Here is a 26,561-nt window from a genome sequence, read left to right as displayed (position 1 = left end):
ATTCCAGATTTGAGATCTGCGCCGCTTTGCGCTAAATCTGACATCTGAAATCACAAATCCAAAATCATTTCAACGCGGTCTCATCGATCTCCGCAAAAATGGGGCAGTGGTCGGAGTGCTGTACGTCGGGGAACACGGAAGCCGCGCGCAGCGCGGGTTTCAGTGGCTCCGTGACGGAGATGTAATCGATGCGCCAGCCCTTGTTCTGCGCGCGCACCGTGGGCGAGCGCTGGCTCCACCAGGTGTAGTGCGCGGGCTCGGGGTTGAAGTGCCGCAGCGTGTCGACCCAGCCGTTGCTGTATAGCTTGTCCATCCAGGCGCGCTCTTCCGGCAGGAAGCCGCTGTTCTTCTTGTTGCCCTTCGGGTCGTGGATGTCGATCTCCTTGTGCGCGATGTTGTAGTCGCCGCACACCACGAGGTTCGGGCGCTCCCGCCGCAGGTCCTGCACGTAGTCGTAGAACTCGTCGAGCCACTGGTACTTATAGGTCTGGCGCAGGTCGCCCGAGGTGCCTGAGGGGAAGTAGGCGTTGATGAGGCGCAGCGGGCCGAAGTCGAGCTGGATCACGCGTCCCTCGTCGTCGCTCACCTGGTGGCCGGTGCCGCACTGCACATGATCGGGCCGGATCTTCGTAAACACCGTGACGCCGCTGTAGCCCTTCTTCTGGGCGCAGAACCAGTGGTCTTCGTAGCCCAGCTCGGCGAAGGCCGCCGCATCCACGTCGCTTTGCTGCGCCTTGTTCTCCTGGATGCAGATCACGTCGGCAGGGTGGGTGCGGAGCCACTCGATGAACCCTTTCTTGATGGCCGCCCGCAGGCCGTTGACGTTATAGGAGATGATCTTCATGTGGGGGCGAAGCTAGGGAACAGAAGGGGATCTCAGATCTGAGATCTCAGATTTCAGATCTGTGGCTGACGCCGGCTGCAGTTCCTTTTGCGGAAGCTATGGTCCTCTTCGTCGCCGGATCCCTTACACAAAGCGGCTTTCCGGTTGCCCCACATAAAAAATTTTCACCATTTCTTAATGTGTTAGAGGTACATAATGTACCTTTATCCCCATAATACTTGCTATGAAACGACTGCTGCTTGCTGTTTTCGCGCTGCTCACGGTAGCCGGCGCCCAGGCTCAACTGCTTTCCTGGAACCCGCCCTTCCCCCGGGAAAATGACAACAGCCAGAGCCTGGTGATCACGGTGGATGCTACCAAAGGCAACCAGGGCCTGCTCAACTACACACCCAACAGCGACGTGTACGTGCACATCGGCGTTATCACCAGCGCGAGCACCAGCCCCTCCGACTGGAAGTACACCAAGTTCACCTGGGGCACCACCAACGCCGCCGCCAACGCGCCCTACGTGAGCGCCAACAAGTGGCAGTATACCATCACCGGCTCCCTCCGCACCTTCTTCGGCATCACCAACGCCTCCGAAACGATCCAGAAGATCGCCATCCTGTTCCGCAACGGCGCCGGCTCCCGCGTGCAGCGCAACACCGACGGCGGCGACATGTACATCCCGGTGTATCCCACCGGCTCCTTCCAAACGCGCGTGGACGAGCCGTTCCGCATGCCGAACTACACGATGACCGCCGAGACGCAGAACTGGAGCGTCGGCACCGCCTTCAACGTGAAAGGCTCCGCCAGCACGGCTTCCAGCATGAAGCTGTACCACAACGGCACCCAGATCGCGGCGGCCACCGGCGTCACCACGCTGAGCGGCAACAGCACCGTGGCCGGCTTCGGCGTCCAGACCATCGTTTCGGAAGCCAACAACGGCACTACTTCGGTATACGATACCATCAAGATCTTCGTAGGCCCCGCCTCTTCGCCCGTAGCGGCCCTGCCCGCCGGCGTTGTGGACGGTGTCAACTACACTTCCAACACCACGGCCACCCTCGTGCTCCGCGCCCCCAACAAAACGAAGGCGACCGTGATCGGCGACTTCAACAACTGGACGGAAGACCTGAACTACGTGATGAACAGGACGCCCGACGGCAAGTTCTTCTGGCTCAACCTCACGGGCCTCACCGCGGGCACCCAGTACGCCTTCCAGTATAAGGTCGACGACACGATCCGCATCGCGGATCCGTACAGCACCATGATCCTCGATCCGTGGAACGACCAGTTCATCTCCGCCACTACCTACCCCGGCCTGAAGCCCTACCCCACTGGCAAGACCACCGGCATCGTAGGCGTGCTGCAGACCGCGGCGCCCACCTACACCTGGAACTCCAACAGCTACAGCCGCCCCGACAAACGCACGCTGGTGGCCTACGAGCTGCTGGTGCGCGACTTCCTGGCCAACCCCAACTGGGACAAGCTGACCGATACCCTGAGCTACTTCAAGAACCTGGGCATCAACGCCATTGAAATCATGCCCTTCAACGAGTTTGAAGGCAACCTGAGCTGGGGCTACAACCCGGATTTCTACTTTGCTCCCGACAAATACTACGGCCGCCCCGAAACGCTGAAGCGCTTTATCGACTCCTGCCATGCCAACGGCATCGCCATCATCATGGACATCGCCCTGAACCATTCTTTCGGCCTGTCGCCGATGGTGCAGCTGTACTGGGACCCCAGCAACAACCGCCCCGCCGCCAACAATCCCTGGTTCAACCAGACCGACCGCCATCCCTTTGGCGTGGGTTACGACTTCAACCACCAGAGCCCCGATACCCGCTACTTCACCTCGCGCGTCATGCAGTATTGGACCAACGAATACCGCATCGACGGCTTCCGCTTCGACCTTTCGAAAGGTTTTACGCAGAACCAGACGAACGACGTAGGTTCCTGGAGCAATTACGACCAGAGCCGCATCGACATCTGGAAAGCCTACTATGATACGCTGAACCGCGTGGCTCCCGGCGCTTACTCCATCCTGGAGCACTTCGCCGCCAACAGCGAGGAGACGGTGCTGGCCAACTACGGCCACCTGTTCTGGGGCAACCTGCACACGCAGTACAAGAATTCCGCCCTCGGCTTTGCCAACAACGACGCCAACCTCGACTGGGGTCTCTTTACGGCCCGCGGCTGGAACCAACCCCACCTGATGACCTACGCCGAGAGCCATGACGAGGAGCGCCTCATGTACGAGATGCTCAACTTCGGCAACAACTCGCAGGCGAATTACAATGTGCGCAACCTGAACACCGCCCTCAAGCGGATGGAACTTATCGGTGCCTTCCTGTTCATCCAGCCGGGTCCGAAGATGTTCTGGCAGTTTGGCGAGCTCGGTTACGACTATTCCATTAACTATTGCGCAAACGGAACCATCAACTCGAGCTGCCGCACGGATGCAAAGCCCGTTCGCTGGGATTACAACACGGTTGCCGAGCGCCGCAATATCTATGACGTGTGGGCCAAGGTCATCAAGCTTCGGTCGCATCCCTGGTTCCGCGCCAACTTCACCAGCAACCGCGTGTTCGGCCCGCTTACCGGCAACTTCCGCTGGTTCCAGATCACCACCGACACCTCCAACATCACGGTGGTGGGCAACTTCGACGTGGTGGCCCAGAGCGGCACGGTGACCTTCCAGAACGCCGGCACCTGGTACGACTACCTCAATAACACCACGTTCACCGCCACCGGCAACCCGCAGACCATCAACCTGCTGCCCGGCGAGTACCGCATCTATGTAAACCGCAACGTCAACAACGTGGGCACCACGCCCGTGAGCAACCTCGTGACCGACGGCAGCCGCCTCGACGCCGGCGTGTACCCGAACCCGGCAAAGGGCCAGTTTGTGGTGGACCTCTTCCTGCCGGCCGCCGCCCAAACGAGCTTCGAGCTCGTGAACGGCGCAGGCCAGGTGGTGCGCTCGCTGCGCCAGTCGTTCCTGCCGCGCGGCCGCCAGCTCATTACGCTCGACCGCCCCGGTATCCCGGCAGGTACCTACTACCTGCGGATCGCGGCCAAGGGCGGAATGCGCGTCTTACCCCTCATCCTTCAATAACCTATGCCCAAACGATTGCTGCTAAAGAATGCTGAAATAGAGAAGGCCACACACAGTGAGTACTTCAACATAGGCCTCTCGGTCGACTGCGTGATCTTCGGGTATGAAGACAAGCAACTGAAGGTGCTGCTCATCGAGTCGGACCTCGAGGAGTTCCGCGGGATGTACTCGCTGCTGGGCGACCTGGTGCGCCCGAGTGAGGACCTCGACGAGGCGCCCTACCGGGTCCTGATCGACCGCACCGGCCTCAAGGACGTGTACCTGGAGCAGGTGCACACCTTCGGCGGACTGAACCGTCACCCTTCGGGGCGTGTTGTGACGACGGCCTATTACTCGCTGATCGACGTGCAGCACCACGAGCTGCAGATCACCGAGCACGAGGTGCACTGGCACGCAGTGAACGATATCAAGAACCTGGCCTTCGACCATAAGCTGATACTGGATACCTGCCTGGCGCGCCTCCGGCAGCAGGTGATGGAGGAGCCCATCGTATTCAACCTGCTCCAGGAGAAGTTCTCGCTGCGCCAGCTGCAGGACCTGTACGAGGCGATCCTCGGCATCGAGTTGGACCGCCGGAACTTCCGCAAGCGCATCACGCTCAAGAACTGGCTGGTGGATCTGAACGAGATGGAGGAAGACGTGCCGCACCGCCCGGGCAAGCTCTATAAGCTCCGGACGCAGCTGCGCCGCGAATACCGCATGAGCGACAAGCAGCGAATGCAGAAACTGGTTGTCTAAGAAGGAGCCCGAGGATTTTGGTCAAAAAAGGAAGGATTCAGGCCGAAAAATTTGTTAATAATCAAATAAGGGCTAAAATTGTGTCCCGAATACACATTGACTGCGCCCCTGACGATTGCGAACCCAAGAGAACGATTGCTGAATTTTCGATAACGATTGCTGTCAAACCGGTTACTACAACTTTTAATAATTAGTCTACTCTTTGCTTATGAACTGCAGAAACTTCATCAGAAAATTGGCCCTGCCTGTATTACTGGTGCTTTTCCATGTCGCTGCGTTCGCTCAGACCCAGGTCACCGGTAGGGTGACGGACCCCAACGGGGCCGGTCTGGCGGGTGTCACCGTGACGGTGAAAGGCCAGAATGTAGCCACGTCCACGAACGAGAACGGTCAGTATACCCTCACCGTTCCCGCCAATGCCACGACCCTCGTGTTCTCCTCCGTCGGCTTCACGAGCCGCGAGGAAGTACTGAACGGCCGTTCTTCCATCAACCTGAACCTCGCTGCCGCAGCCGGCAACCTGAACGAGGTGGTCGTCGTTGCGTACGGTACCCGCCGCCGCGGCGACCTGACCTCCTCGGTGACGCAGGTGACGGCGAAGGACTTCCAGAAAGGCTTCCAGCCTTCCGCCGAGCAGCTGCTCGTAGGTAAGGTGGCCGGCCTGCAGGTGACCACCGGCGGCGGCGCCGCCGGTACCGGCAGCCGCATCCGCATCCGCGGTGGTTCCTCCCTCAACGGCAGCAACGACCCGCTCGTGGTGATCGACGGCGTTCCGGTGCTGGAAGGCGGCGTGGCCGGCTCCCAGAACATCCTGAACACCATCAACCCGAACGACATCGAGTCGATCTCCGTACTGAAGGACGCCTCCGCAACGGCCCTTTACGGTTCGCGCGCCTCCAACGGTGTGCTGATCATCACCACCAAGAAAGGTACCCGCGGCAAGGTGAAGTTCACCTTCAACACGCAGGCCTCCGTGCAGTCGCTGACCAAGTACGCTCCCGTACTGAGCGGCGACCAGGTGCGCGACGTGATCCGCCGCGATATGGAAGCCACGGGCGACTCCACCTACTTCAAGAAGCTCGGCACCGCCAACACCAACTGGCAGAAAGAGATCTACCGCGAAGCCTTCGGTACCGACAATACGCTCGGCGCCAGCGGCACCATCGCCAATGTGCTGCCCTTCCGCCTTTCCGGTGGCTTCACCCACCAGGAGGGTGTGCTGAAGAACAACAGCTTCGAGCGTATCTCCACGGCCCTCAACCTGTCGCCGAAGCTGCTCAACGACCACCTCTCGGTGAACCTGAACGCCAAGTTCTCCAACACGAAGAATAATTTCTCCGACCAGGGTGCCATCGGCAACGCCGTCTTCTTCGATCCCACGCAGCCCGTACTCTCCGGCGACGCCAAGTTCACCCGCATGGGTGGCTACTGGGAGTGGACGCAGCCGAGCGACGCCGCCTGGGCCCCGATCGTAGGCGCCTTCTCGCCGCGCGCGCTCGCCCCGCTCAACCCGGTGTCGCTGATCAACACGATCGACAACAAGTCGACGGTGAACCGCTTCATCGGTAACCTCCAGCTCGATTACAAGCTGCACTTCCTCCCCGACCTCCATCTCCTTGCGAACGTGGGTGGCGACTGGAGCCGTGGCTCGGGCAACAACAACCGCGACTCCATGTCGGCAGCCGGCCTCCTCGGCGGCGGCTCCCGCAGCAACTACAAGCAGGGTCAGAACAACTTCCTGACCGACTTCCAGCTGTTCTACCAGAAGGAGTTCAAGTCCATCCGCACGAAATTCGACGTGATGGTGGGCCATACCTTCCAGGAGTTCTCGACCGACGTGTACAACTTCCCCTCGTTCAGCTATCGTCCGATCGCGGATCCCCGTACCCCGGGTTCCGAGATCTATAACCTGCGCGATACCATCGCCAACTCCAAGCCGAGGGCTGAAGACGTACGCTACACCGACCTGTACCGCCTCGAGTCGTACATCGGCCGCGTCAACTTCAACATCAACGACAAATACCTGATCCAGGGTGTGATGCGCCGCGACGCCTCCTCCAAGCTGAACCCCGACGGCCGCGTGGGCTACTTCCCTGCCGTATCGGTAGCCTGGAAACTGAAGCAGGAATTCTTCAAGAACGTTAACTTCATCTCCGACCTGAAGCTCCGCGCCAGCTGGGGTGAGACCGGTAACCAGGCCAACCTGAACTACTATTCTTACATCAAGCGCTACACGCAGGGCAACCAGTCGGCCATGTACCAGTTCGGCGGTCAGTTCGTGCAGGTGCTGCGTCCGGAAGGCTACGTAGAAGACCTGCGCTGGGAAACCACGCAGACCACCAACCTCGGCCTCGACTTCGGCTTCCTCAACAACCGCATCGCTGGCTCCGTAGACGTTTATAAGCGTAAGGGCTTCGACATGCTGGCTTCCGTGCCCATCGCGCCGGGCGCCAACTTCACCAACGAGGCCACGAAGAACGTAGCCGCCATGGATATGGAGGGCTTCGAAGTAGCGCTGAACACGGTTCCGGTGCGCACCAAAGACTTCAACTGGGACCTGAACGTGAACTTCAGCTACAACAAGCGGAAGATCACCCAGCTGCTTGATTACAACGATCCGAACTTCACGGGCCTCCCCCGTGGCGGTATCGGCATCGCTACCGGTAACTTCGTGTCGCAGTGGATCGTAGGCAGCAACCCGAGCGAGTTCTATGTGCTCAAGCAGGTGTACGACCAGAACGGTAAGCCGCTCGAGGGCGTATATGAGGACCTGAACCGCGACGGACAGGTGAACCTCGACGACCGCTACTACCACAAGCAGGCCGATCCGAAGCTGAACGTCGGCTTCAGCACCTCGGTGAGCTACAAGAAGTTCACGGTAGGCATGGCCGCTCACGGCTCCCTGGGCAACTACGTGTTCAACCAGTACGACGCCGGCGCCGGCATCCTCTCGCAGTTCAAGAACCCGACCCAGATCACGTCCAACGGTTCGCCCTCGTACCTCGAGACCGGCTTCCGCAACAACTCGAACTTCCAGTTCCTTTCCGATTACTTCATCCAGAATGCCTCGTTCCTTCGTATAGATAATATCAACCTCGGTTACGACCTGGGCCGCGTGTTCCGCAGCAAAGTAGGCATGCGCATCAACGCCTCCATCCAGAACGTAGCCGTGATCACGAACTACAAAGGCCTGGATCCCGAGATCGCTGACGACTTTGGCCGCGCCGGAACGATCTACCCCCGCCCGCGCGTGTATACCCTCGGCGTAAACTTGGATTTCTAATCAACGAACAACTTATTCTACATGAAACAGATCAAGTTTTATCATCTTTTCCTCGCGCTGGCGACCGCCGTTCTGGTGACGTCGTGCGCGAAGAAGCTGGACGTCCGCCCGGAAAACCAGTTCCTGGCACAGGACGCCCTTAAGGACGCCACCGGCTACCGTGCCTTCCTGGCGAAGAACTATGCGGGCCTCGCCACCACCGGCAACGTAGGCCCCGCCGGTGCCTCCGACATCCTCGGCCTCGACGAAGGCTCGCAGTCGCCCTTCATCCGCGGCTGGTTCAACGTGCAGGAGCTGCCGACCGACGAAGCCATCGTAAGCTGGGACGACCAGACCATCAAGGACTACCACTTCCTGCGCTGGACCCCCAACGACCCGTTCCTGTACGGTCTTTACTCGCGCCTTGTGTACAACGTGGCCCTCGCCAACGAGTACCTGCGTGAGTCGACCGACGACAAGCTCTCCGCGCGCGGCATCACCGGCACCGACGCCGACGCCATCCGCGCCAGCCGCGCCGAGGTGCGCTGGCTCCGCGCCTTCAACTACTCCTGCATGATCGACGTATTCGGCAAGTCGACCTTCATCACGGAGAACAGCCGCGTGAACGACCTGCCCCAGGAAACGACCCGCCAGGCCCTCTTCACCTACGTGGAGAGCGAGCTGAAGGCACTGGAGACCGAGCTGCCGACCGCCAAGACGGCCGAGTACGGCCGCGTTGACCGCGGCGCCGCCTGGGCCCTCCTGGCACGCCTCTACCTCAACGCAGGTGTGTACACCGGTACGAACCGCTTCACCGACGCCATCACCTATGCTACCAAGGTGATCAACGCCGGCTACACGCTTCGCCCCAACTACCCGAGCCTGTTCATGGCCGACAACGACAAGCAGAAGGACGAATTCATCTTTGCCATCAACTGCGACGGCCTCCGCACACAGTCGTACGGCAACACCACCTTCCTGGTGCATGCACCCGCCGGCGACAATGCGCTTACGGAGTACAACATCAACGGCGGCTGGTACGGCTACCGCACTACGCAGCAGTTGGTGAACCTCTTCGCCGATCCTACCGGCAATACCGACAAGCGCGCGCTGTTCTATGACCTCGGCGCCGGCACCATCAGCGACGTGGGCCAGTATGCCCAGGGCATCAAGGTGCGCAAGTTCCGCAACGTCCGCACCGACGGTGGCCCGGTCTCCGACCCCCGCAAGGATTTCGCCGACATCGACTTCCCCGTGTTCCGCCTTGCCGAGATGTACCTGATCTATGCTGAGGCCGTGCTGCGCGGCGGCACCGGCGGCGACAACGCCACGGCGCTCCAGTATGTGAACAAGATCCGCGAGCGCGCCTTCGGCACCACTGCCCAGGGCCAGCTGGCTTCGATCAACCTGCAGACCGTGCTCGACGAGCGTGGCCGCGAACTGTACTGGGAAGGCCATCGCCGCACCGACCTCGTGCGCTACAACCAGCTGACCACCTCCACCTACCTGTGGCAGTGGAAAGGCGGCTCGCAGGCAGGTACCGCGGTAGATGCCAAGTTCAACCTCTTCCCGGTTCCCCAGCAGGTGCGTTCGGCCAATCCGAACCTGACCCAAAACTCCGGTTATTAATTTCGTACAAATAACTAATTTCGCTTATATGAAAAATAAGTCATTCCTCCTGGTACTGTCCGCGCTCCTGCTGTCGGTACTGTGGTCCTGCAAGAAGCAGGAAAACCGGGTGGTGCTCGAAAGCGTTCAGCCGGTGGCCCTGACGGGCTCCCTGCCCAACAACGCCACCGTCCCGATGGCCTACGCCGATCGTGCACAAACGGCGCTTACGCTCAACTGGACCAACCCGAACTACCGCTTCAACACGGGCCTCAGCTCGCAGTCGGTGAGCTACCGGATCGAGATCGACACGGTGGGCAACAACTTCAAATGGAGCCGCAAGCAGACCTTCCTGGTTACGGGTGGCACGTCGCGCTCGTTCACGCAGGAAGAGCTCAACACGCTCATGCTTACCGGTATGCGCCTCGTGCCGGAGATCCCGCACAAGCTGGAGATCCGCGTAATGGCCTACATCGGCAACGAAGCCGCCATGCAGGTGTCCAACACGCTTACCTACACACTGACGCCGTTCTCGACGCCGCCCGCGGTGGCGCCCCCGGCGAGCGGTAAGCTGTTCCTGACCGGATCTGCTGCTCCCCTTAGCTGGATGAGCGGTGGCGACCCGGAAGCGAGCGCCGTCAATGCCGGCCAGAGATTCACGCAGGTGAGCCCCACCAAGTACGTCATCAACAGCATCCAGCTGAATGGCGGCCAGTCGATGCTCTTCGTGCCGACCTACGGCGACTGGGGTGACAAGTACGGCTTCACCGGTGGCGGCAATGCCAACAACACGAGCGGTGATACGTTCCGCCGCGGTGGCAACGACATCAAAGCGCCTGCCGCCAGTGGCAACTACAAGATCGAGGTGGACTTCCAGCTCGGTACCTTTACCGTAACACCTGTCTAAACCGATAAAAAGAAATTCCCATGAAACGCATTTCCCAACTCTTCGCTTTCGTGCTCCTGGCACTGGCGGTCGTGAGCTGCGATAAGAAGCAGGATCTGACCAACTATGCCGATGGTACCGCGCCCCAGCTGAGCGTCAACAACGTCACCATCGCGCCGACTGCGGCCGACTCCAACAATGCTGTGGTCACCTTCAAGTGGACGGACCCGCAGTACCAGATCAACTCCAACACGAAGTACATCCTCCAGATCGACTCCGCAGGAAAGAACTTCTCGAACCCCTTTACGCGTGAGCTGATCGGTGCCAACACCACCTCGATCATCGCCAAGGACCTGAACAACTGGATGCTGGGCCGCGGCTACGCCTTCAACGTGCCTGTATCGATGCAGGCCCGCCTCATCTCCTCGCACGCCAACAACAATGACCGACTCACGTCCAACGTGATCGCCATGACGCTGCGTCCCTACCTCATCCCTCCCCGCGTTGCGGTGCCTGCATCCGACAGCCTCGTGATCGTGGGTGCGGCTACCGAGGTGGGCTGGACCAACAACAACCCGGCACAGCGCCTGCAGAAGTTCGTGAAGATCAACGCCACCACCTGGGCGGGCATCTTCCGGCTCAACGGCGGTCAGGAGTTCCTGATCCTCCCCGAGGCCGGCAACTGGGACAAGAAGTACGCGATGTCGGACAACAACGTTCCGAACGTAGGGAGCACAGGCACCTTTGGCTACAAGGGTCCCGGCACGCCGAATACATTCGACGCCAACTTCAAGGCACCCGCCGCTACCGGCCTCTACCGGATCGAGCTGGACTTCCAGATGGGCCGTTATACCATTACTCCCTGGAGCGGCATGCTGACCCCCAATTTCTATGTTACGGGTGCCGCTACCGGCGACGGCTGGGCCAACTCCGCCACGCCTCCTGCCAGCCAGACCTTTACCCGCATCAGCTCTTCGGAGTATGTGCTCACCACCACCCTGCAGGGCGGCCAGGAATTCCTGATCCTGCCGGTCGCGGGCAGCTGGGACCAGAAGTATGCCCTCGCCGATAACTCGGTTGCCGGCATCTCGGCTGGTGGCCAGTTCGGCTACAAAGGCGCCGGAACACCGGGTACCTTCGATGCCAACTTCAAGGCTCCTGCTACGACGGGTACTTACACGATCCGCCTCAACCTGGCCGCGCCGGTTACGCCGGGCTCAGGTGCTTCGGGCCGCTTTACGATCCAGTAACACGTACTTCCTGATACAAGAAAAGGCTCCCCATGGGAGCCTTTTCTTGTATCAGGGGATCTCGGATCTGAGATCTGTTTTTGGTGCTGGCTTTCCTGGACGAGCTGCGTCATTTTCCTTTGTTGAAGAGAAGGTCTGGTGCATCAATGATGCATGGCCAACCGGGAGAAAGATCATAGATCATAGATCCGAGATCTGAGATCTTAGATCTGTTTTTGGTGCTGGCTTTCCTACACCGGCTATGTCCTTTTTTGTGTTGGGAAGAAGATCTGGTGACATGATGATGAATGGCCAACCTGGAGAAAGATCTCAGATCCCACATCACCGATCTGAGATCACTTCAGGTAGCGGCGTTTGAACCATAGGTAATCGGCCTCGGTGCGGAAGACTGCCGGGCCGGCCTCGTTCACGTACTGGACCACCTGCTTTGTGTGCCCGATCTTCTCGAGGAGGTTCCGGGCGGTGGCGGCCTTTCCGGCGCGGTCGTATTCGCCCTGCAGGTACACGAGGAAGTCGTGCGGCATCAGCGCTTTCTTCTGCGTATTGCAGGCACGGCAGCAGTAGCGCTTGTTGGCCCACGTCTTCGCCCCGCCCTTCGACTGCGGAATGAGGTGATCGATGGTGGGCAGCACGTGGTGGCTGAAGGCGCGCCCGCAATAACAGCAATGCTTGTTGTCCATTTCGGAGTTCTAAGTTCCGGGTTTTCCGTTTTCGAAAGACCGCGGCGCGCCGGGGCAGCGCACCGCATTTTTACGGATCTCGCCGCCGCTCCCTAACTTCCGAATCCAAAACCTAAAACACAGAACGCTTTTCCATGAACCTGAACTTAAACCGTACCGAATTCGGCGACCCCCGGAATGCCGGCAACGTGCTCCCTCCCGATGAAGCCCTCGCCCTGTTGCAGGAGTGGGTGCCCAACGAGCGCCTGCAGCTGCATATGAAGCAGGTGGGGGGCGTGATGCGCGCCTGGGCGCTGGAGCGCGAGGGCCTTCCGGAAGCCGAGGCCTACCAATGGTGGCTGGCGGGACTGCTTCACGATGCCGACTGGGAAAAATACCCCGACCAGCATTGCCGCGTCATCATCGAAGAGCTCGAGCAGCGGCAGGTAGATCCTGCCATCCTCCGCTGCATCGCGTCGCACGGGCCGAAGTACTTCGGTGTAGAGCCGGTGTCAAGGATGGACAAGATGATCTATGCCTTCGACGAGCTTTCCGGGTTCATCCATGCCGCCGCGCTGGTACGCCCTACGCGGTATGAAGGCATGGACGTGAAGAGCGTGCTCAAGAAGCTGAAGACGCCCTCCTTTGCCGCCCAGGTCAGCCGCGACGATATCCAGGATGCACTTTCGCGGATCGATACGCCGCTGGAGGACATCATTGCCTTTATCCTCGAAAAGCAGCCCGCGATCTCCTGATCCCGGCCTGGATTTCTCCAAGCCCCCCGGTGCGCCCGGGGGGCTTTTTCCTGCTTGCCGAAAAAATAGCTGGCCCGGCACCCAACCCTCTGTAAATCCCCGTCGTACCTGTATTCTAGCCATCGTCGGCCGTTCCCGGAATGCCCTTTTTTTATTTTCAGCGGCGTTAAACTGCGGGTTCAGGGGCCGGTCAATGGTGCCGACCCACCTCCGGGAAACACCTACCTAAACTATCCTCGTATGAAGCAATGCTACCTGCTTTTCCTGTGCCTGCTCGCCGTGCTCGGCGTTCGGGCCCAATCCGGCGACAGCGCCGCCTTTACCCCTTACAGCACCAACAACAATTTCTTCTTCCACAACACCTCGCACGTCAACGACTCCAATTCGAAGCGTGCCTACTGGTTCTTCGGCGACGGCACGATGGCCACCACAGCGGCCACGCACAGCGTCAACCATAGCTACACGTCGCCGGGCACCTATTCGGTGTGCCTGCGCATCTACAGTATTTCCCCGGTGACGCAGGACACCATTGCGCAAACGGCGGCCACGTGCCGGCTCGTGGTGGTCGGGCCCGACTCCTGCGGCGGCAACTTCCAGGTGACCCGCTTCAGCGGCGATGCGCCCCTGCAGCGCCGCTTCCTGGAGCAGCCCTGGAGCAGCAACAACCGGCAGCTCGTGAGCGCCTGCTGGAACTTCGGCGACGGCACCTCGGTGCCCTGCATGCCGCAGGTGTTCGGCAACTGGAGCACCACCCATACGTATGCGCAGCCCGGTACCTACAATGCCTGCCTGACGATGACCTACGAGGGCGGCTGCCAGAAGCAGGTATGCCGTACGCTGACCGTAGTTGACTCCACTGCCGGCCTGCCCGACTCCTGCCGGTCGGTCCTGTTCAACGCCCCCCTGGTCAGCAATCCGCTTGCCCAGCTCTTTTACGCTTCTACCTGGCACAGCCGCGGCAAGATCGCCAACAAGGTCTGCTACAGCTTCGGCGATGGCCGCGACACCTGTATCCTGTATCCCAACGGCTACCAGGGCAATACCATCAACCACACGTACCCCGGCTACGGCACCTACAATGCCTGCGTCACCGTCACCTATGAAGGTGGCTGCGTGAGCACGAACTGCCGCCAGGTAGTGATCGCACCGCCGCCGCCGCCGGCCGACTCCTGCCGCGTGAACCTCACCGTGCAGCAAGGCCCCGGCAATACCGCGCCCTACACGCTCACGGCCAGCGCCCAGCCCTGGCACAACTTCCAGAAGCCGGTGCGCAAGGTGTGTTGGTCGTGGGGTGATAACAGCCCGGTGCAGTGCGACTCCTCGAACACCTCCACGCCGCCCGCACTACAGGCCACGCATGTATACAACCAGAACGGCACCTATAATATCTGCGTTACCGTAACCTACGAGGGCGGCTGCCAGACCACCATGTGCCGCACCGTGCAGCTGCCGGCACCCGGGCCCACAGACTCCTGCCGCGCCGACTTCGGCACGACGGCGATGGCCGGCAACCCGCGCGGCCGCAACTTTACCGCGCTGCCCTGGCACAACGGCCAAAAGCCCGTGACCAAGGTCTGCTGGACCTTCGGCGACGGCCGCGACACCTGCATCAACTACCCCAACGGCTACAACGGCGCAGCGATACCGCATACCTACAACCAGAACGGGAACTACAATGCCTGTGTTACGATCACTTACCAGGGCGGCTGCGTGAGCACGTTCTGCCGCGTAGTCACGATCCAGGGCGCTGCAGACTCCTGCGCCACCGACCACAGCAACATCCGCCCGGCAGGCGCCGGACCGCTGCACCGCCAGTTCGCGTTCCAGGCGGCGCACAACAACAACCGCCCGGCCACGCAGCTGCTGTGGAACTGGGGCGACGGGTCTGTATCGACCTTCTCGAGCAACCTGGTGCCCGGACAGTATAACTACGGACATACCTACGCGGCTGCCGGTACGTATAACGTGTGCCTGACGACCATGTACGACGGTGGCTGCCAGGCCCAGCGCTGCCGCCTCGTAACCATCACCGACTCTACAGTAAACGTGCCCGACTCGTGCCGCGCCGACTTCCACTGGAGCATTTCCGCTGCCAACCCGCGCGGCCGCGTGGTGAACTTCGGCGCGCTGCCCTGGCACAACCGCCAGAAGCCGGTGACGCAGGTATGCTACACGTTCGGCGATGGCCGCGACACCTGCGTGCAGTACCCGAACGGCTACAACGGCGCCATCATTCCGCACATCTATCCCGGTGCCGGTACCTATAACGCCTGCGTGACCCTCACGTATCAGGGCGGATGTGTGAGCCAGTCCTGCCACACGGTGACCATCCCGCCGCCGGCGGCCGATTCGTGCCGTGCCTCCTTCTTCACCACTTCCATGCCCGGGGCGCCGCTCACCCGCCAGTTCACCGCCGTGCCCTGGCACAACAACAGCAAGCATGTGACAAAGGTGTGCTGGGCCTTCGGCGATGGCCGCGATACCTGCATCAACTACAGCGCCACCACACCGGAGCCATACCGCGCACCGCATACCTACGCCCAATACGGCACGTATACGGTCTGCGTCACCATCACGTACGACGGCGGCTGCGTGAGCACCACCTGCCACACGGTGACCCTGATGCCGACCCCGCCGCCCCCGGCCAACGATACGACCTGCTTTGCGGGCTATACCGTGCTGCCCACGCAAACAGCGACGCCGCTCCTCCGCGAGTTCCGCGCCCTGCCCCAGAGCACCCGCCGCCCCGTGCGCCTGCGCTGGTTCTTCGGCGATGGCACGGATACGACGGTGCAGCTGCCCAACCCGGTTACCGTTGCCTCGCTCGTGGTGCCCCACCGCTATACGCAGTATGGCAACTACCAGGCATGTCTCCGCATCGAGTACGAAAACGGCTGTGCCGCCCAGACCTGCCGCTACATCCAGGTGCAGCCGATCCTCAGCTGCACGGCTACCATCCGCGACTCGCTCGTGGCGCCGCGTACCGTACGCTTCGAAGGCGGGGCGCTGCTGATGCCCGGCGATACGGTAGTATCCTGGCGTTGGACCTTCGGCGACGGCACCTCGGCCAATGTGCAGAACCCGGTGCATGCCTATGTGAACGGCGGTACCTACTATGCCTGCCTTACGGTGCGCACGGCCCGCGGCTGCGAAGCCCGCCTCTGCCGCTCCGTCACGATCCAGGCGCCCGGTCAGACCACGCTGGTGCTGATGCCCAACCCGGTGAGCACGACGCTGCACGCGGTGTTCTACTCGCTCTATGCCCAGCAGGTGACCGTGCGGATCGTAAACGCCAGCGGCCTCGTGGTGCGCCAGGGAACGCGCTATGCCTGGTCCGGCATCAACAACTGGGATTACGGCGTGAGCACGCTGCCTACCGGTTACTACACCTTCGTGGTGCAGTCGCCGAACCAGTACATTACAAAGCACTTCTTCAAGCAATAACGATAGCTGTCCTCGTCGCAACCAAACAAGCAAGGCCGCCCGCAGGGGCGGCCTTTTTCGTTGGGGAAGTTTGTAGCTCAGGGAGCTGGCAGCCCACGTTTGTCATCCCGGGCACAGCGAAGAGAGCAGCCCTGGGTGTTCGAGGTGTACCAGCCCATGGCTTCAGCTGTGGGTTTCGGAAAGGGATTAGCCCGGGCCGCCGGGAGGCGCGGCATAGGGGAGGATGTGAAGGTTTTTAAAAACGCGTCAAAAATTTTATTGTTTTTCAATGAGTTGCAAAGGTCGCCGCTAAAATACACATCCGTTTTTTTGGTGATGTGGATAAGTTCGGGCTACCTTTGCGCCTCCAAAAGCCGCCGCGAGGTGGTTGGAGGAGCCTGGCAGGAGGATGGTCCTGCGGGTGATTATTCAACAAACCCGGGTAATACCGGAAAAGCAAATCTCATGAGCAAATTACATTTTACAACGAAGCATGCGAATGCGGCTACCGTGCAGCGCAACTGGTATGTTGTGGACGGTACCAATCAAACCGTGGGTCGTATGTGCGCTCGTATCGCCGCTATTCTGCGCGGTAAGAACAAAGCGTACTATACCCCGCACGTTGACACGGGTGACAACATCATCGTGATCAACGCCGAGAAAGTGATCCTGACCGGCAACAAGATGAACGAGAAGGTGTACGACAACTACACGGGCTACCCCGGTGGTCGTAAGGAAGAGATCGCCAAGGACCTGCAGAAGCGTCGTCCGGAAGTGCTGATCGAGCGCGCCGTGAAAGGCATGCTGCCGAAGAACCGCCTCGGCCGCCAGATGTACAAGAAGCTGTACGTATACGCAGGCCCCCAGCATCCCCACACTGCCCAGCAGCCCAAGGAGCTGAAGATCGGCAAGTGACCCCACCCCCGGCCCCTCCCCAGGAGGGAGGGGAGCAACAAACTCTAAACAACCGCAAACCCCATCTTAAATGGAAAAGCAAAAAAATAGTGTTGGCCGCCGTAAGGAAGCTGTGACCCGCGTATTTGTATCGCGTGGAAACGGTGCCATCACCATCAACGATAAAGACTACAAGGCCTATTTCCCGCTCGTGTACCTGCAGAACCAGGTGGAGCGCCCCCTCAAGACCGTTGAAGCTGCCGACAAGTTCGACATCAAGATCAACGCTGCCGGTGGTGGTATGAAAGGCCAGGCCGAAGCCGCCATGCTGGGCATCGCCCGTGTGCTGGTGGACCTGAACCCCGACTTCCGTCCCGCCCTCAAGGCCGCCGGCCTCCTGAAGCGTGACCCCCGCTCCGTAGAGCGTAAGAAGTTCGGTAAGAAGAAAGCCCGCCGCTCCTTCCAGTTCTCGAAGCGCTAAACCCCTCCCCAGCCCCTCCCCATCCCTCCCCAGGGGGGAGGGGGTTGGTTCTCTCTCCGGAGAGTGGTTCTCGAAAAATTAAAAACAATTGTGCGCTGGTTGCGACTGGCGGCTATAAACAAACACAAATGGAACAGAACACTTCCTTACAGCAACAACTTCTGGAGGCTGGCGTACACTTCGGTCACCTGAAGAAGAAGTGGAACCCCAAGATGCTGCCCTACATCTTCGCGGAGAAGAAAGGCATTCACATCATCGACCTCAACAAAACGACCGAGCACCTGCAGGAAGCCGCGGCTGCTATGAAGCAGATCGCCCGCTCCGGCAAGAAGATCCTCTTCGTAGGCACCAAGAAGCAGGCAAAAGATATCGTTACCGAATGCGCCGCCCGCGTCAACATGCCCTATGTGACGGAGCGCTGGCTCGGTGGCATGCTAACCAACTTCAACACCGTTCGCAAGAGCGTGAAGAAGATGCAGAGCATCGAGAAAATGCTCAGCGACGGTTCGTTCGACTCCATCACCAAGAAGGAGCGCCTGACCCTCTCCCGCGACAAGGAGAAGATGGAAAAGGTACTCGGCGGTATCGCCCAGCTCGGCCGCGTGCCGGCTGCCCTCTTCATCGTCGACATCGGCCATGAGCACATCGCCCTCGCAGAAGCGAAGCGCCTGGGTATCCAGACCTTCGGCGTGGTCGACACCAACTGCGACCCCAACAAGGTAGACTTCGCCATCCCCGGTAACGACGATGCCACGAAGTCCATCGCGATCATCACCAACTACATCACTGCTGCCATCGCCGAAGGTCTTGCCGAGCGTCAGGCCGATAAGGACGTGGACGGTGAAGACGGCGAGAACAACGCCGAGAACGAGAAGCGCGCAGCCCGCCTCGAAGCTGAAGCCAATGCCGAAGGCGGCCGTGGCGGACGCGGTGGCCGTGGCGGCCAGGGCGGTGGCGGCAACGCCGGCGGTCCCGGTGCCGGTGGTCCCGGCGGTGCCCGTCGTCGCACTCCCGCCGGTGGCGGTGGTGGCGCCCGTCGCCCCGGTGGTCGCTAATGCGCCCACCGAATGGGGTAATGGGAGAATGGGGTAATGGGATAATACCCTGCCATTCGAACAGAACTCCATCCGACCTCGCTCTTTCAACAGAAACTAAGGAATGGGATAGTGCGCAAGCATTATCCCATTACCCCATTACCCCATTAGCAAATTATTTTCTATGTCTACTGTAACCATTACAGCACAGGATATCAATAAGCTGCGCCAGGCTACCGGCGCCGGTATGATGGATTGCCGCAAGGCCCTCACCGAGACCAACGGCGACTTCGAAGCTGCGATCGACTGGCTGCGCAAGCAGGGCCAGAAAGTGGCCGCCAAGCGTGCCGACCGTGAAGCCAAGGAAGGCGTCGTGATCGCCAAGACCACCGACGACAACAAGACCGGCTTCATCGTGACCATTTCCTGCGAGACCGACTTCGTATCCAAGAACGCCGACTTCGTGGCCTTCGCCCAAAGCATCGCCGACGCCGCCGTTGCCAACAACGTGAAGAGCATCGACGAGCTGAACGAAGTAACCGTGAATGGTGCCAAGGTGGCCGACATGATCAACGACAAGCTCGCCTCCATCGGTGAGAAGATCGCGATCGTGCGCTTCGAGCGCGTTGAGGCTCCCTTCGTAGCTTCTTACATCCACGGCGCCAACCGCATGGGTGTGCTCGTAGGCTTCAACCAGGAAGCTGGCGAAGCCGGCCGCGACATCGCCATGCAGATCGCCGCCATGAACCCGGTTGCCGTTGACGAGTCTTCCGTTCCCGCCGACGTGGTGGAGCGCGAGAAGGCCGTGATCATGGACATCATCCAGCAGGACCCCAAGATGGCCGGCAAGCCCGCCGAGATGCTCGAGAAGATCTCCGCCGGTAAGCTCAACGCCTTCTTCAAGGAAAGCACCCTCACCGCCCAGGCCTTCGTAAAAGACGGCTCCAAGTCGGTAGGCGATTACCTGAAGAGCGTGAACAAAGACCTCAAAGTGGTCGAGTTCAAGCGCGTTGCCCTGGGTTAAGAACCGACACAATTGCGAAGCACTTCGCGAAGAATACAGCAAAAGCCCCTGGATAGCAGGGGCTTTTGCATGCCCGTAAACTCTGGGAGCTGCCGGCAGTTCTCTTCCGGAAGGCCTCTAAAGGTTGCCGGGTATAGGTGTCAGCACTGCTCCGGAGCTGCCGTTCTTCTGGAGTAAAAAGTCAAGTCGCTTTTGCCCGGAAGTATTCGATATAGGCCGCCAATTCCCCACGAATGCCGCCTACGCGGAATCTCACGAAACAGCCAAGGTCGGTAAGGAGGTAACGCTCGTCGCGTAGCCAAGTAACCAGGTAATCACTTTTGTTTTTTCCCACTTTCATCCGGAGGATCGCCGTATCGCGAATCCCGCTCCAGGATACGAAATGACCATTGATGGACATGCCTTCCGGATTCAGTAGCAATACAACTGGCTTGGTTGTTATTCCTATGAACAGCGCGCATACGCCAATGAAGATTGCCGCGGTGGCGAGCGGCACATATAAGCGTTCTGCTCCAGTCAATAGGGACGACTGGTTCATTAATATCCCGAGCGGGATTGTTCCGATGAGCCCTGCTATGACAACGGAACGCAGAAGATTCGGGGTAAATGTATGGCTGGTGCACGCAGAATCGGGTACGATCTTCGAACGGTAAGCTGCGGTCGGCTTGATGGACGGAATTTGAAAGGAATTACCGAGAAGCCGCTTCGATCCTTCTATCCGGGCGATTTCGTGAAGGTTTGAAGCAGTTGGCAATTGAGGCATGAAAACGAATATACCGATTCCTTTGCGACGGCGGACACTGCACATCCGGGTATCTGTTTGGTCCTTCAACTGCACAGCACCCGCAGCCAGAAGGGCGCCGGAAGTGTCTGGAGGCGGCCGATACTGTTGGCATCGATCCAGTGAAGCCACGCACGAAGAGTGTGGCCAGGGGGAGCGTGAGCAGTACGTTGATAATTCCAGTGCCGATATTGCCGCGGCTGAAGCGCCAGCATCGGTTGCGGGGCCGCTTGGGGTGCAGCTGCTCCAGCACATAGTGCAGCAGGAACACGGCCGCCAGGATCCCTACCTGTATCTTTTTAACCGTCATCGGTGAAAAGCGGGTAAATTGAAAGGAAAACTACGCAGGTAACGCATGCGCCTCAGCATCATCATTCCCACCTACAATGAAGCGGCCACTATCGGCCCGCTGGTCCGCTACCTGAGCGAGCACGGCGGCGATGCCCTCGCGGGTATCACGGTAAGCGACGGGGGCAGCACCGACGACACGGGCGCATTGGCCGCGGCTGCAGGCGCCGTTGTATTGCAGAGCCCGCAGAAGGGCCGCGCCGCGCAGATGAACCACGGCGCCGCGCTGGCCGCCGGTGACGTGCTGTATTTCGTGCACGCCGACACCTTCCCGCCACCCACCTATGTAGCCGACATCCGGCGCGCCCTTGAAAAAGGCTACGACCTCGGCCGCTACCGCACGCGTTTCGACTCCCGCAAATGGTTGCTGCGCCTCAATGCCTGGTTCACCCGCTTCGACCTGTTCATCTGCATGGGCGGCGACCAGACGCTCTTTATCCGCAAGCCGCTCTTCCGCGAGCTCGGCGGCTTCCGCTCCGAGATGCGCATCATGGAGGAGTATGAGTTCTGCACCCGCGCGCGGGCAAGAGGACGCTACACGATCCTGAACGATTGCGCCCTGGTATCGGCCCGCAAGTACGACAAGAACAGCTGGCTCAGCGTGCAGCGCGCCAACTACGCCGTGGTGCAGCGCTACCGGAACGGCGCCTCCCAGGAAGAGCTCGTGGACGAGTACCGGCGCCGCCTCAACTGGTAGCCTCGATTGAACCAAGCCTTTCCCTTCACCGTATATCTACTTATGCAGCCTATTCGTTCCGGTATCCAGCAGGTCGGCGTCGGCGTGGCGTCGGCGGCCGAGGCCTTTCGCTGGTACAAAAAGCACTTCGGTTTCGATACAATCCTGTTCGAGGACAAGGCGCCGGCCACCCTCATGACCCGCTACACAGGCGGCACGGTGCAGCAACGCTATGCCCTGCTGGCCATGAACCTGCAGGGCGGCGGCGGGCTCGAGATCTGGCAGTACACGAGCCGGAGCCCGCAGCCGGCGCCGAAGCCCGTGACCCTGGCCGGCACCGGCGTATTCGCCGTGAAGCTGCGCTGCCGCGATGTGGCCGCGGCGGCCCGGAGGCTGCGGGAGGCCGGCGTAACGATGTGCACCGACGTGGCGCCCGACCCGGCCGGACGCCTGCATGTGTACGTGGCCGACCCTTACGGCAACCGCTTCGAGTTGACGGAGGATCCCTATTGGTTCGGAAAGCGCCGCGGGCAGCCCGTAGGAGGCGTCTGCGGCGTAGTGCTGGGCGTTTCGGACATGGAGCGCTCGCTGCAGTTCTGCAAAGGCGTGCTGGGCTATGATGAAGTGCTGTTCCGCGGCGAGAACCACTATGCCGACCTGGAAGGCCTTCCCGGCGCGGAAGGCCCGCTGCGGCGGGCGCTGCTCCGGTCGTCGGCGCCGGTGGCCGGCCCCTTCGGGCGGTTGCTCGGCCCCACGCAGCTCGAGCTCGTGGAGGTGCCCGGCAGGCAGGAAGGACCCCTCTTCGGCGGCCGCTACTGGGGCGATCTCGGCTTCATCCATGTCTGCTTCGACGTATGCGGGATGATGCAGCAGGCACAATGCTGCGCGGCGGCCGGCTACCCGATGACCGTGAACAGCGAGGACTCCTTTTCCATGGGGCAGGCCGCCGGCCATTTCTGTTATAACGAGGACCCCGACGGTACTCTCATCGAATACGTGGAAACGCACCGTGTGCCCATCCTCAGGAAGCTTGGCTGGTACCTCGACCTCCGCAAGCGGCCTGCCGGACGGCCGCTGCCCGACTGGATGCTGCGCTGCCTCCGCTTCAGCCCGCGGGCGCCTCAGCTCGAGAGCTGATCCTTCAGCTGCACGGTGGCCCGCGCAAAGAAGGGCATCAGTATAAATACGGAGAGCGCGGCCCCTGCCGGCAGCCAGATGGTGGCCAGCCCGAAGCACAGCAGGAGGTAAAACGGGTACAGCAGGAAGAGCAGCGCGGTCAGCACGCTGTCGAAGTGATCGTTGTTGAACCGGGCGCCTGTGAACCATTTTAGCGGGAAGTAGAGGGGGGCATGCAGCACGGCGCCTGCCAGTGCAGGAGGCGCGAGCAGCACCCGCTTCCAAAGGGGCTGTGGTACCGCCACCTTTCGCCGCAGTGCCGCCCGGTCGTCCGGGTCGATCTCGTACACCAGTTCTTCCAGCTGCGCACGGAGCTGCCTGTTGAATTCCAGGAGCTGCTTTCCTTCGGTAGGTTCCCGCTCCACCGCGGCCCGGTCGATCGGGGCGCCGGACCGTATAAATACGTTCTTCCCGAAGTTCCGGAAGCGGTTGTAATTGAATCCCAGCGGGATCACGTTGAGCGGGATGCCCTGCTGCCACGACGAGAGCGCGAGCCGCGCCGTGCCCTTGCGCAGCGGGCGCAGGTGCCATTCGTTCACGCAGCCGCCTTCGCTGAAGATGAGCACGATGCCTTTTTGCCGGAACACCTCCTGGCAGGCCGCGAAGGTGCTGTAGTTGTGTTGCAGGTTCTCCACGCCTTCGGAGGTGCGGTATACGGGCAGCAGGTGCAGTTGCTTCATGATGCGGCGGAGCAGCGGGTGCGCGAAGGCGTCGCCGCGGGCCAGCGAATACAGGGGCCGGTCGAGCAGGATGGTCATGATGACGCCATCGAGGAAGGAATTGGGGTGATTGGCCGCCAGCAGCAGCGGCCCCTCCGCGTGCAGGAGCTCCGGCCGGTTCAGTTCGATGTGGCGGCAAAAGATCCGGATCGCGCCGCGTGCATATATTTTGAGCAGTCGGTACAGCAACGCCGAAAAGGTACGTCAATTCGGTATCGCACTAGTGCGCGAGGGAGCGGAGCAGGGCCTGCAGGGGCGTCTTGCTGCCGAAGGAGCGCAGGTAGCGCTCGTAATCGGCCAGCGTTACCCGATCGAAGCGCGTGGCGTTGCGCGACTCGGTCCAGGCAGCCCTGAGGGCGTCGAACGCAGCGGGGTCGGAGGCAGGAAGCCGCATCAGCAAGCGGCCGATCTTTTTTTGCAGGCCGGCAGGCAGGCGCTGGTTCACCAGGGCAGGGCCGAGCGGAATGTCTTCCGAAAGGGCCAGTAACCGCAGGCGGTCTTGCCGGGCCTTGTCGAGCCGCTCCCATTCGGTGCTGCCCATCGCGGCTACGTCGGCCGAATCGCGCAACAGGAGCTCCAGGGCGCGGGCATGCGTACCGGCGTACCGCACCGATGCAAAATGAGCGTCCGCCTTCCCGATCCCGATGCCGCCGAGCATTAGCCGGGGCACGAGGTTGCCGCTGGTGGAGCCGCTTGCCACGAGGGCGAGGCGCAGGGATTCGGCTCCCGGGTCGCCCAGTTGCGGCCAGGTGCTTACCACGACTTCCCGGCGGGCCACGAAAGCCGTGCGGTACTGACCCTGCGGTTGGTCGGCAGCGAGGGCACAGAGCGGGCGCATGGGGTGCGAAAGGCTGTCGCCGGCGAGCAGCAGGTAGCCGAAGGTGCTGATGAAGGCAAGGTCCACCTCGCCGGCCTGCAGGCCGCGGATAAGCGCATGCACGTCGGGGTAGCTGCGTACGGTGGTTTCCCGGCCGAGCGCGCGCCCCAGGTAGGCGGCCACCGGCTCGAGGTTGCGTATCCGCGGGTTATCGGCATACTGGTATACGGCGAGGCGCAGCGGCTGTGCGCCGGCAAAAAGCGAACACAGCAGGAACAGGAAAAGCAGCGTACGGGTTTTCATGCAGCATCAGTTCGCTCAAAGATGCGCCGCGGTAGGTATATCATTCACCGCCTTTGCTACCGGCTGCCGCTTCCGGGTGATGAAGTGACGGAAGCAAGCTCCGCTCGCCAGGCTTCAGGCACGTCGTCCCAGGTGTCTACGTCGCTGCAGGCGGGGAGCAGGTCCGTGACAAGCCCGAGTGTCCGCGCCTTGTCAAGCGTCTGCCGCAGCACGCCCGACGTGCTCCACGCCACGTCGTCGAACAGCTCCTGTGTGCCGCCGCGCATGCCCAGCAGGTAATAGCCGCCGTCGGTGGCGGGCCCGATCACGAGGTCGTTGTCGTTGAGGCGGAGGAAGGCGTCTTCGAGCAGGGCCTGGGTAAGCCCGGGGCAATCGCTGCCGATCACGCATACGTTGCGGTAGCCTTTGCCGAATACCTGGCGAAAGGCGCTGTACAGCCGCATGCCGAGGTCGGTCCGGTCCTGCAGCAGCTTGTGGTAGCCCTCTTCCCAAAGGTCGTCCCGGACAATGGCATCGGCATAGAACACGTACTTGTCGCAGGAGAGCCCGTGCGTAACGGCATGGGTATGGGCGAGGAGCCGCTCATACACCGCCAGCGCCGCATCGTCGCCGGCGGTGGCCGCCACGCGGGTCTTTACCTTGCCCCGCTCGGGGCGGCGCACAAAGAGGATGAGGGCGTCGGTTGCGTTCATGGCTTGCGGAGTTTCTGGCCTTCGCCTTCTTTGGGGTTCAGGGTAACGTCGTCGTTGATGCCGAGTTGCTGCTGCTTCCAGGGCGAGGAGCCGTGGGGCGGAATGCCGAAGCGGAGCGTCCAGGAGCGGAGGCCGGTACGGAGCTCCTGAAGCAGGTGGGGCGGTTGCTCGTAACCGTAAGCGCGGTAGCGGCCCGGCGTCACTTTCCCTTTCGCGGCCACGAAGGCTGTGAAGTCGGCCGTCCATTCATTGAAAGCCTGCATGAAGTCGTTCTCGCGGATCACGTGCTCGGCCTGGTCCTCGCTGTATTTCTTACCCTTGCCGGTAGTGGCATGCGCCCACAGATGGTCGGGCACTTCCACGCCCCCGTAGCGGCATTGCCACACGAGCGGCGCATAGGCATCGCGCTCGTTGCGGAACGGTTCCTGTGCCGGGTCGAAGTAGTGCTTGTGCTCCAGGATCTTGGGCCGGCCTTCGGCATCGAGCTCGTCGCTGCCTTCATCACCATAACAAAAGAAGGCAGCGGTGCGGCCCTCGAGGTGGTTGCGGCTCAATTCGGTCCATTCCGCGCTGTGCTCGAGTTGCATGGCAAGCTCGGGGTCCTTGTGCCGGATCGTGGTCTCGTCGGGGTTGCCGCCGTTCATGCACACGAGCCGGTCGAAGAGCAGCTTCAGGTTGGAGGAGGGCGCATACCAGTTGATGGGCCCGATGATGGCCCAGGCATCGGCCATGTCGAGGCGCGCATAGAGGTCGAGGTCCCAGAGGAGGTCGGGCTCGGACCGGCTTCCCTTCTCGTAGCAGTTGCAGGGCCACACGCAGAGGGCCATCGAGGTGCTCACGCAGGCATTGCAGCTCTGGATGCGCGCGCGGCCGTATACGTTGCCGAGGTCTTCGTAGTCGATCTCCCAATCGTCGGGCAATGAGTTGGCCATGTGCAGCATCAGGGTCCGTGCCTTGCTGTCCACTCCCGGGCAGTTGTATTGCCGGCGGTCGGAGCCAGCGAGGAGCAGCACGCGGAAGGGGCGTTGCTCCGGCGGCAGGGCGGCGTTGGCGTCATTTGGCTTCATGTTGGCAGTATTGCAAGCGTG

General features: G+C 61.1%; 21 protein-coding genes. 14 read left to right on the top strand and 7 right to left on the bottom strand.

The features are described from left to right. Positions 1-64: 64 nt before the first annotated feature. Positions 65-844 (bottom strand): exodeoxyribonuclease III, encoded by a 780-nt coding sequence (locus ABD937_RS21105; RefSeq protein WP_345257943.1) that lies wholly within the window; start codon positions 842-844, stop codon positions 65-67. Between the two features lie 223 nt (positions 845-1,067). Between ABD937_RS21105 and ABD937_RS21100 the strand changes: the two genes are divergently transcribed. The 6 genes from ABD937_RS21100 to ABD937_RS21075 all read left to right on the top strand — a co-directional run bounded on the left by ABD937_RS21100 (position 1,068) and on the right by ABD937_RS21075 (position 11,691). Beyond that, positions 1,068-3,947 carry an alpha-amylase family glycosyl hydrolase gene (locus ABD937_RS21100; protein WP_345257942.1) on the top strand — a complete coding sequence of 960 codons (2,880 nt, stop codon included), beginning with the start codon at positions 1,068-1,070 and terminating at the stop codon, positions 3,945-3,947. 3 nt (positions 3,948-3,950) lie between these two features. Then, positions 3,951-4,685, top strand: coding sequence for an NUDIX hydrolase (locus ABD937_RS21095; protein WP_345257941.1), 735 nt, complete (start codon positions 3,951-3,953; stop codon positions 4,683-4,685). Between the two features lie 208 nt (positions 4,686-4,893). Next, positions 4,894-7,968: a SusC/RagA family TonB-linked outer membrane protein gene (locus tag ABD937_RS21090; RefSeq protein WP_345257940.1), complete on the top strand. Its 3,075-nt coding sequence runs from the start codon at positions 4,894-4,896 to the stop codon at positions 7,966-7,968. Positions 7,969-7,989: 21 nt separating this feature from the next. Then, on the top strand, positions 7,990-9,576 hold the full coding sequence (locus ABD937_RS21085) for a RagB/SusD family nutrient uptake outer membrane protein (RefSeq protein ID WP_345257939.1): 1,587 nt from the start codon (positions 7,990-7,992) through the stop codon (positions 9,574-9,576). 28 nt (positions 9,577-9,604) lie between these two features. Beyond that, a complete protein-coding gene (locus tag ABD937_RS21080) occupies positions 9,605-10,462 on the top strand; it encodes a SusE domain-containing protein (protein ID WP_345257938.1) in 858 nt (285 codons plus the stop codon). Positions 10,463-10,482: 20 nt separating this feature from the next. Beyond that, positions 10,483-11,691: a SusE domain-containing protein gene (locus ABD937_RS21075; RefSeq protein ID WP_345257937.1), complete on the top strand. Its 1,209-nt coding sequence runs from the start codon at positions 10,483-10,485 to the stop codon at positions 11,689-11,691. 335 nt (positions 11,692-12,026) lie between these two features. On the opposite strand, the gene ABD937_RS21070 is transcribed toward ABD937_RS21075, so the two are convergent. Continuing rightward, positions 12,027-12,371: an HNH endonuclease gene (locus ABD937_RS21070; RefSeq protein WP_345257936.1), complete on the bottom strand. Its 345-nt coding sequence runs from the start codon at positions 12,369-12,371 to the stop codon at positions 12,027-12,029. Between the two features lie 134 nt (positions 12,372-12,505). Between ABD937_RS21070 and ABD937_RS21065 the strand changes: the two genes are divergently transcribed. The 6 genes from ABD937_RS21065 to tsf all read left to right on the top strand — a co-directional run bounded on the left by ABD937_RS21065 (position 12,506) and on the right by tsf (position 19,961). After that, positions 12,506-13,105, top strand: a complete 600-nt coding sequence (locus tag ABD937_RS21065) for a hydrolase (RefSeq protein ID WP_345257935.1) — start codon at positions 12,506-12,508, stop codon at positions 13,103-13,105. 240 nt (positions 13,106-13,345) lie between these two features. After that, a complete protein-coding gene (locus ABD937_RS21060) occupies positions 13,346-16,549 on the top strand; it encodes a PKD domain-containing protein (protein ID WP_345257934.1) in 3,204 nt (1,067 codons plus the stop codon). 444 nt (positions 16,550-16,993) lie between these two features. Further along, entirely contained in the window at positions 16,994-17,443 is a 450-nt protein-coding gene (gene rplM, locus ABD937_RS21055; protein WP_345257933.1) for a 50S ribosomal protein L13, read from the top strand. Positions 17,444-17,513: 70 nt separating this feature from the next. Continuing rightward, the gene (gene rpsI, locus ABD937_RS21050) at positions 17,514-17,903 is read left to right on the top strand and encodes a 30S ribosomal protein S9 (protein ID WP_345257932.1); all 390 of its coding nucleotides are present in this window, start codon (positions 17,514-17,516) and stop codon (positions 17,901-17,903) included. A gap of 128 nt (positions 17,904-18,031) precedes the next feature. Beyond that, positions 18,032-18,958: a 30S ribosomal protein S2 gene (gene rpsB, locus ABD937_RS21045; protein WP_345257931.1), complete on the top strand. Its 927-nt coding sequence runs from the start codon at positions 18,032-18,034 to the stop codon at positions 18,956-18,958. Between the two features lie 163 nt (positions 18,959-19,121). Further along, a complete protein-coding gene (gene tsf, locus ABD937_RS21040; RefSeq protein WP_345257929.1) occupies positions 19,122-19,961 on the top strand; it encodes a translation elongation factor Ts in 840 nt (279 codons plus the stop codon). Between the two features lie 181 nt (positions 19,962-20,142). On the opposite strand, the gene ABD937_RS21035 is transcribed toward tsf, so the two are convergent. Continuing rightward, on the bottom strand, positions 20,143-20,724 hold the full coding sequence (locus ABD937_RS21035; protein WP_345257928.1) for a hypothetical protein: 582 nt from the start codon (positions 20,722-20,724) through the stop codon (positions 20,143-20,145). A gap of 373 nt (positions 20,725-21,097) precedes the next feature. On the opposite strand from ABD937_RS21035, the gene ABD937_RS21030 reads away from it, so the two are divergent. Further along, on the top strand, positions 21,098-21,787 hold the full coding sequence (locus tag ABD937_RS21030; RefSeq protein ID WP_345257926.1) for a TIGR04283 family arsenosugar biosynthesis glycosyltransferase: 690 nt from the start codon (positions 21,098-21,100) through the stop codon (positions 21,785-21,787). A gap of 42 nt (positions 21,788-21,829) precedes the next feature. Continuing rightward, complete coding sequence (locus ABD937_RS21025) at positions 21,830-22,903, top strand: VOC family protein (RefSeq protein ID WP_345257925.1); 1,074 nt, start codon at positions 21,830-21,832, stop codon at positions 22,901-22,903. Here the strand turns inward: ABD937_RS21025 and ABD937_RS21020 are convergent. The 4 genes from ABD937_RS21020 to ABD937_RS21005 are packed head-to-tail and all read right to left on the bottom strand — an operon-like array spanning position 22,888 to position 26,540. Beyond that, the gene (locus ABD937_RS21020; RefSeq protein ID WP_345257924.1) at positions 22,888-23,850 is read right to left on the bottom strand and encodes a 1-acyl-sn-glycerol-3-phosphate acyltransferase; all 963 of its coding nucleotides are present in this window, start codon (positions 23,848-23,850) and stop codon (positions 22,888-22,890) included. The genes ABD937_RS21025 and ABD937_RS21020 overlap by 16 nt on opposite strands. A 31-nt stretch (positions 23,851-23,881) precedes the next feature. Then, positions 23,882-24,781: a phosphate/phosphite/phosphonate ABC transporter substrate-binding protein gene (locus tag ABD937_RS21015; protein ID WP_345257923.1), complete on the bottom strand. Its 900-nt coding sequence runs from the start codon at positions 24,779-24,781 to the stop codon at positions 23,882-23,884. Between the two features lie 56 nt (positions 24,782-24,837). Next, complete coding sequence (locus ABD937_RS21010; protein ID WP_345257921.1) at positions 24,838-25,473, bottom strand: TIGR04282 family arsenosugar biosynthesis glycosyltransferase; 636 nt, start codon at positions 25,471-25,473, stop codon at positions 24,838-24,840. Continuing rightward, positions 25,470-26,540 carry an NADPH-dependent FMN reductase family protein gene (locus ABD937_RS21005; protein WP_345257920.1) on the bottom strand — a complete coding sequence of 357 codons (1,071 nt, stop codon included), beginning with the start codon at positions 26,538-26,540 and terminating at the stop codon, positions 25,470-25,472. The genes ABD937_RS21010 and ABD937_RS21005 overlap by 4 nt, the downstream gene beginning before the upstream one ends. Between the last annotated feature and the right edge of the window lie 21 nt (positions 26,541-26,561).

The organism is Flaviaestuariibacter amylovorans (assembly GCF_039541815.1).
Lineage (GTDB): Bacteria > Bacteroidota > Bacteroidia > Chitinophagales > Chitinophagaceae > Flavisolibacter > Flavisolibacter amylovorans.
Note: the sequence above shows the minus strand (reverse complement) of the source record. Positions and strands in the feature narration are given on the sequence as shown.

Bases quoted from the DNA above. Each gene is read 5' to 3' on its own strand.
- ABD937_RS21105 (WP_345257943.1), bottom strand. From the start codon at position 844: ATGAAGATCATCTCCTATAACGTCAACGGCCTGCGGGCGGCCATCAAG.
- ABD937_RS21100 (WP_345257942.1), top strand. From the start codon at position 1,068: ATGAAACGACTGCTGCTTGCTGTTTTCGCGCTGCTCACGGTAGCCGGC.
- ABD937_RS21095 (WP_345257941.1), top strand. From the start codon at position 3,951: ATGCCCAAACGATTGCTGCTAAAGAATGCTGAAATAGAGAAGGCCACA.
- ABD937_RS21090 (WP_345257940.1), top strand. From the start codon at position 4,894: ATGAACTGCAGAAACTTCATCAGAAAATTGGCCCTGCCTGTATTACTG.
- ABD937_RS21085 (WP_345257939.1), top strand. From the start codon at position 7,990: ATGAAACAGATCAAGTTTTATCATCTTTTCCTCGCGCTGGCGACCGCC.
- ABD937_RS21080 (WP_345257938.1), top strand. From the start codon at position 9,605: ATGAAAAATAAGTCATTCCTCCTGGTACTGTCCGCGCTCCTGCTGTCG.
- ABD937_RS21075 (WP_345257937.1), top strand. From the start codon at position 10,483: ATGAAACGCATTTCCCAACTCTTCGCTTTCGTGCTCCTGGCACTGGCG.
- ABD937_RS21070 (WP_345257936.1), bottom strand. From the start codon at position 12,371: ATGGACAACAAGCATTGCTGTTATTGCGGGCGCGCCTTCAGCCACCAC.
- ABD937_RS21065 (WP_345257935.1), top strand. From the start codon at position 12,506: ATGAACCTGAACTTAAACCGTACCGAATTCGGCGACCCCCGGAATGCC.
- ABD937_RS21060 (WP_345257934.1), top strand. From the start codon at position 13,346: ATGAAGCAATGCTACCTGCTTTTCCTGTGCCTGCTCGCCGTGCTCGGC.
- rplM (WP_345257933.1), top strand. From the start codon at position 16,994: ATGAGCAAATTACATTTTACAACGAAGCATGCGAATGCGGCTACCGTG.
- rpsI (WP_345257932.1), top strand. From the start codon at position 17,514: ATGGAAAAGCAAAAAAATAGTGTTGGCCGCCGTAAGGAAGCTGTGACC.
- rpsB (WP_345257931.1), top strand. From the start codon at position 18,032: ATGGAACAGAACACTTCCTTACAGCAACAACTTCTGGAGGCTGGCGTA.
- tsf (WP_345257929.1), top strand. From the start codon at position 19,122: ATGTCTACTGTAACCATTACAGCACAGGATATCAATAAGCTGCGCCAG.
- ABD937_RS21035 (WP_345257928.1), bottom strand. From the start codon at position 20,724: ATGCCTCAATTGCCAACTGCTTCAAACCTTCACGAAATCGCCCGGATA.
- ABD937_RS21030 (WP_345257926.1), top strand. From the start codon at position 21,098: ATGCGCCTCAGCATCATCATTCCCACCTACAATGAAGCGGCCACTATC.
- ABD937_RS21025 (WP_345257925.1), top strand. From the start codon at position 21,830: ATGCAGCCTATTCGTTCCGGTATCCAGCAGGTCGGCGTCGGCGTGGCG.
- ABD937_RS21015 (WP_345257923.1), bottom strand. From the start codon at position 24,781: ATGAAAACCCGTACGCTGCTTTTCCTGTTCCTGCTGTGTTCGCTTTTT.
- ABD937_RS21010 (WP_345257921.1), bottom strand. From the start codon at position 25,473: ATGAACGCAACCGACGCCCTCATCCTCTTTGTGCGCCGCCCCGAGCGG.
- ABD937_RS21005 (WP_345257920.1), bottom strand. From the start codon at position 26,540: ATGAAGCCAAATGACGCCAACGCCGCCCTGCCGCCGGAGCAACGCCCC.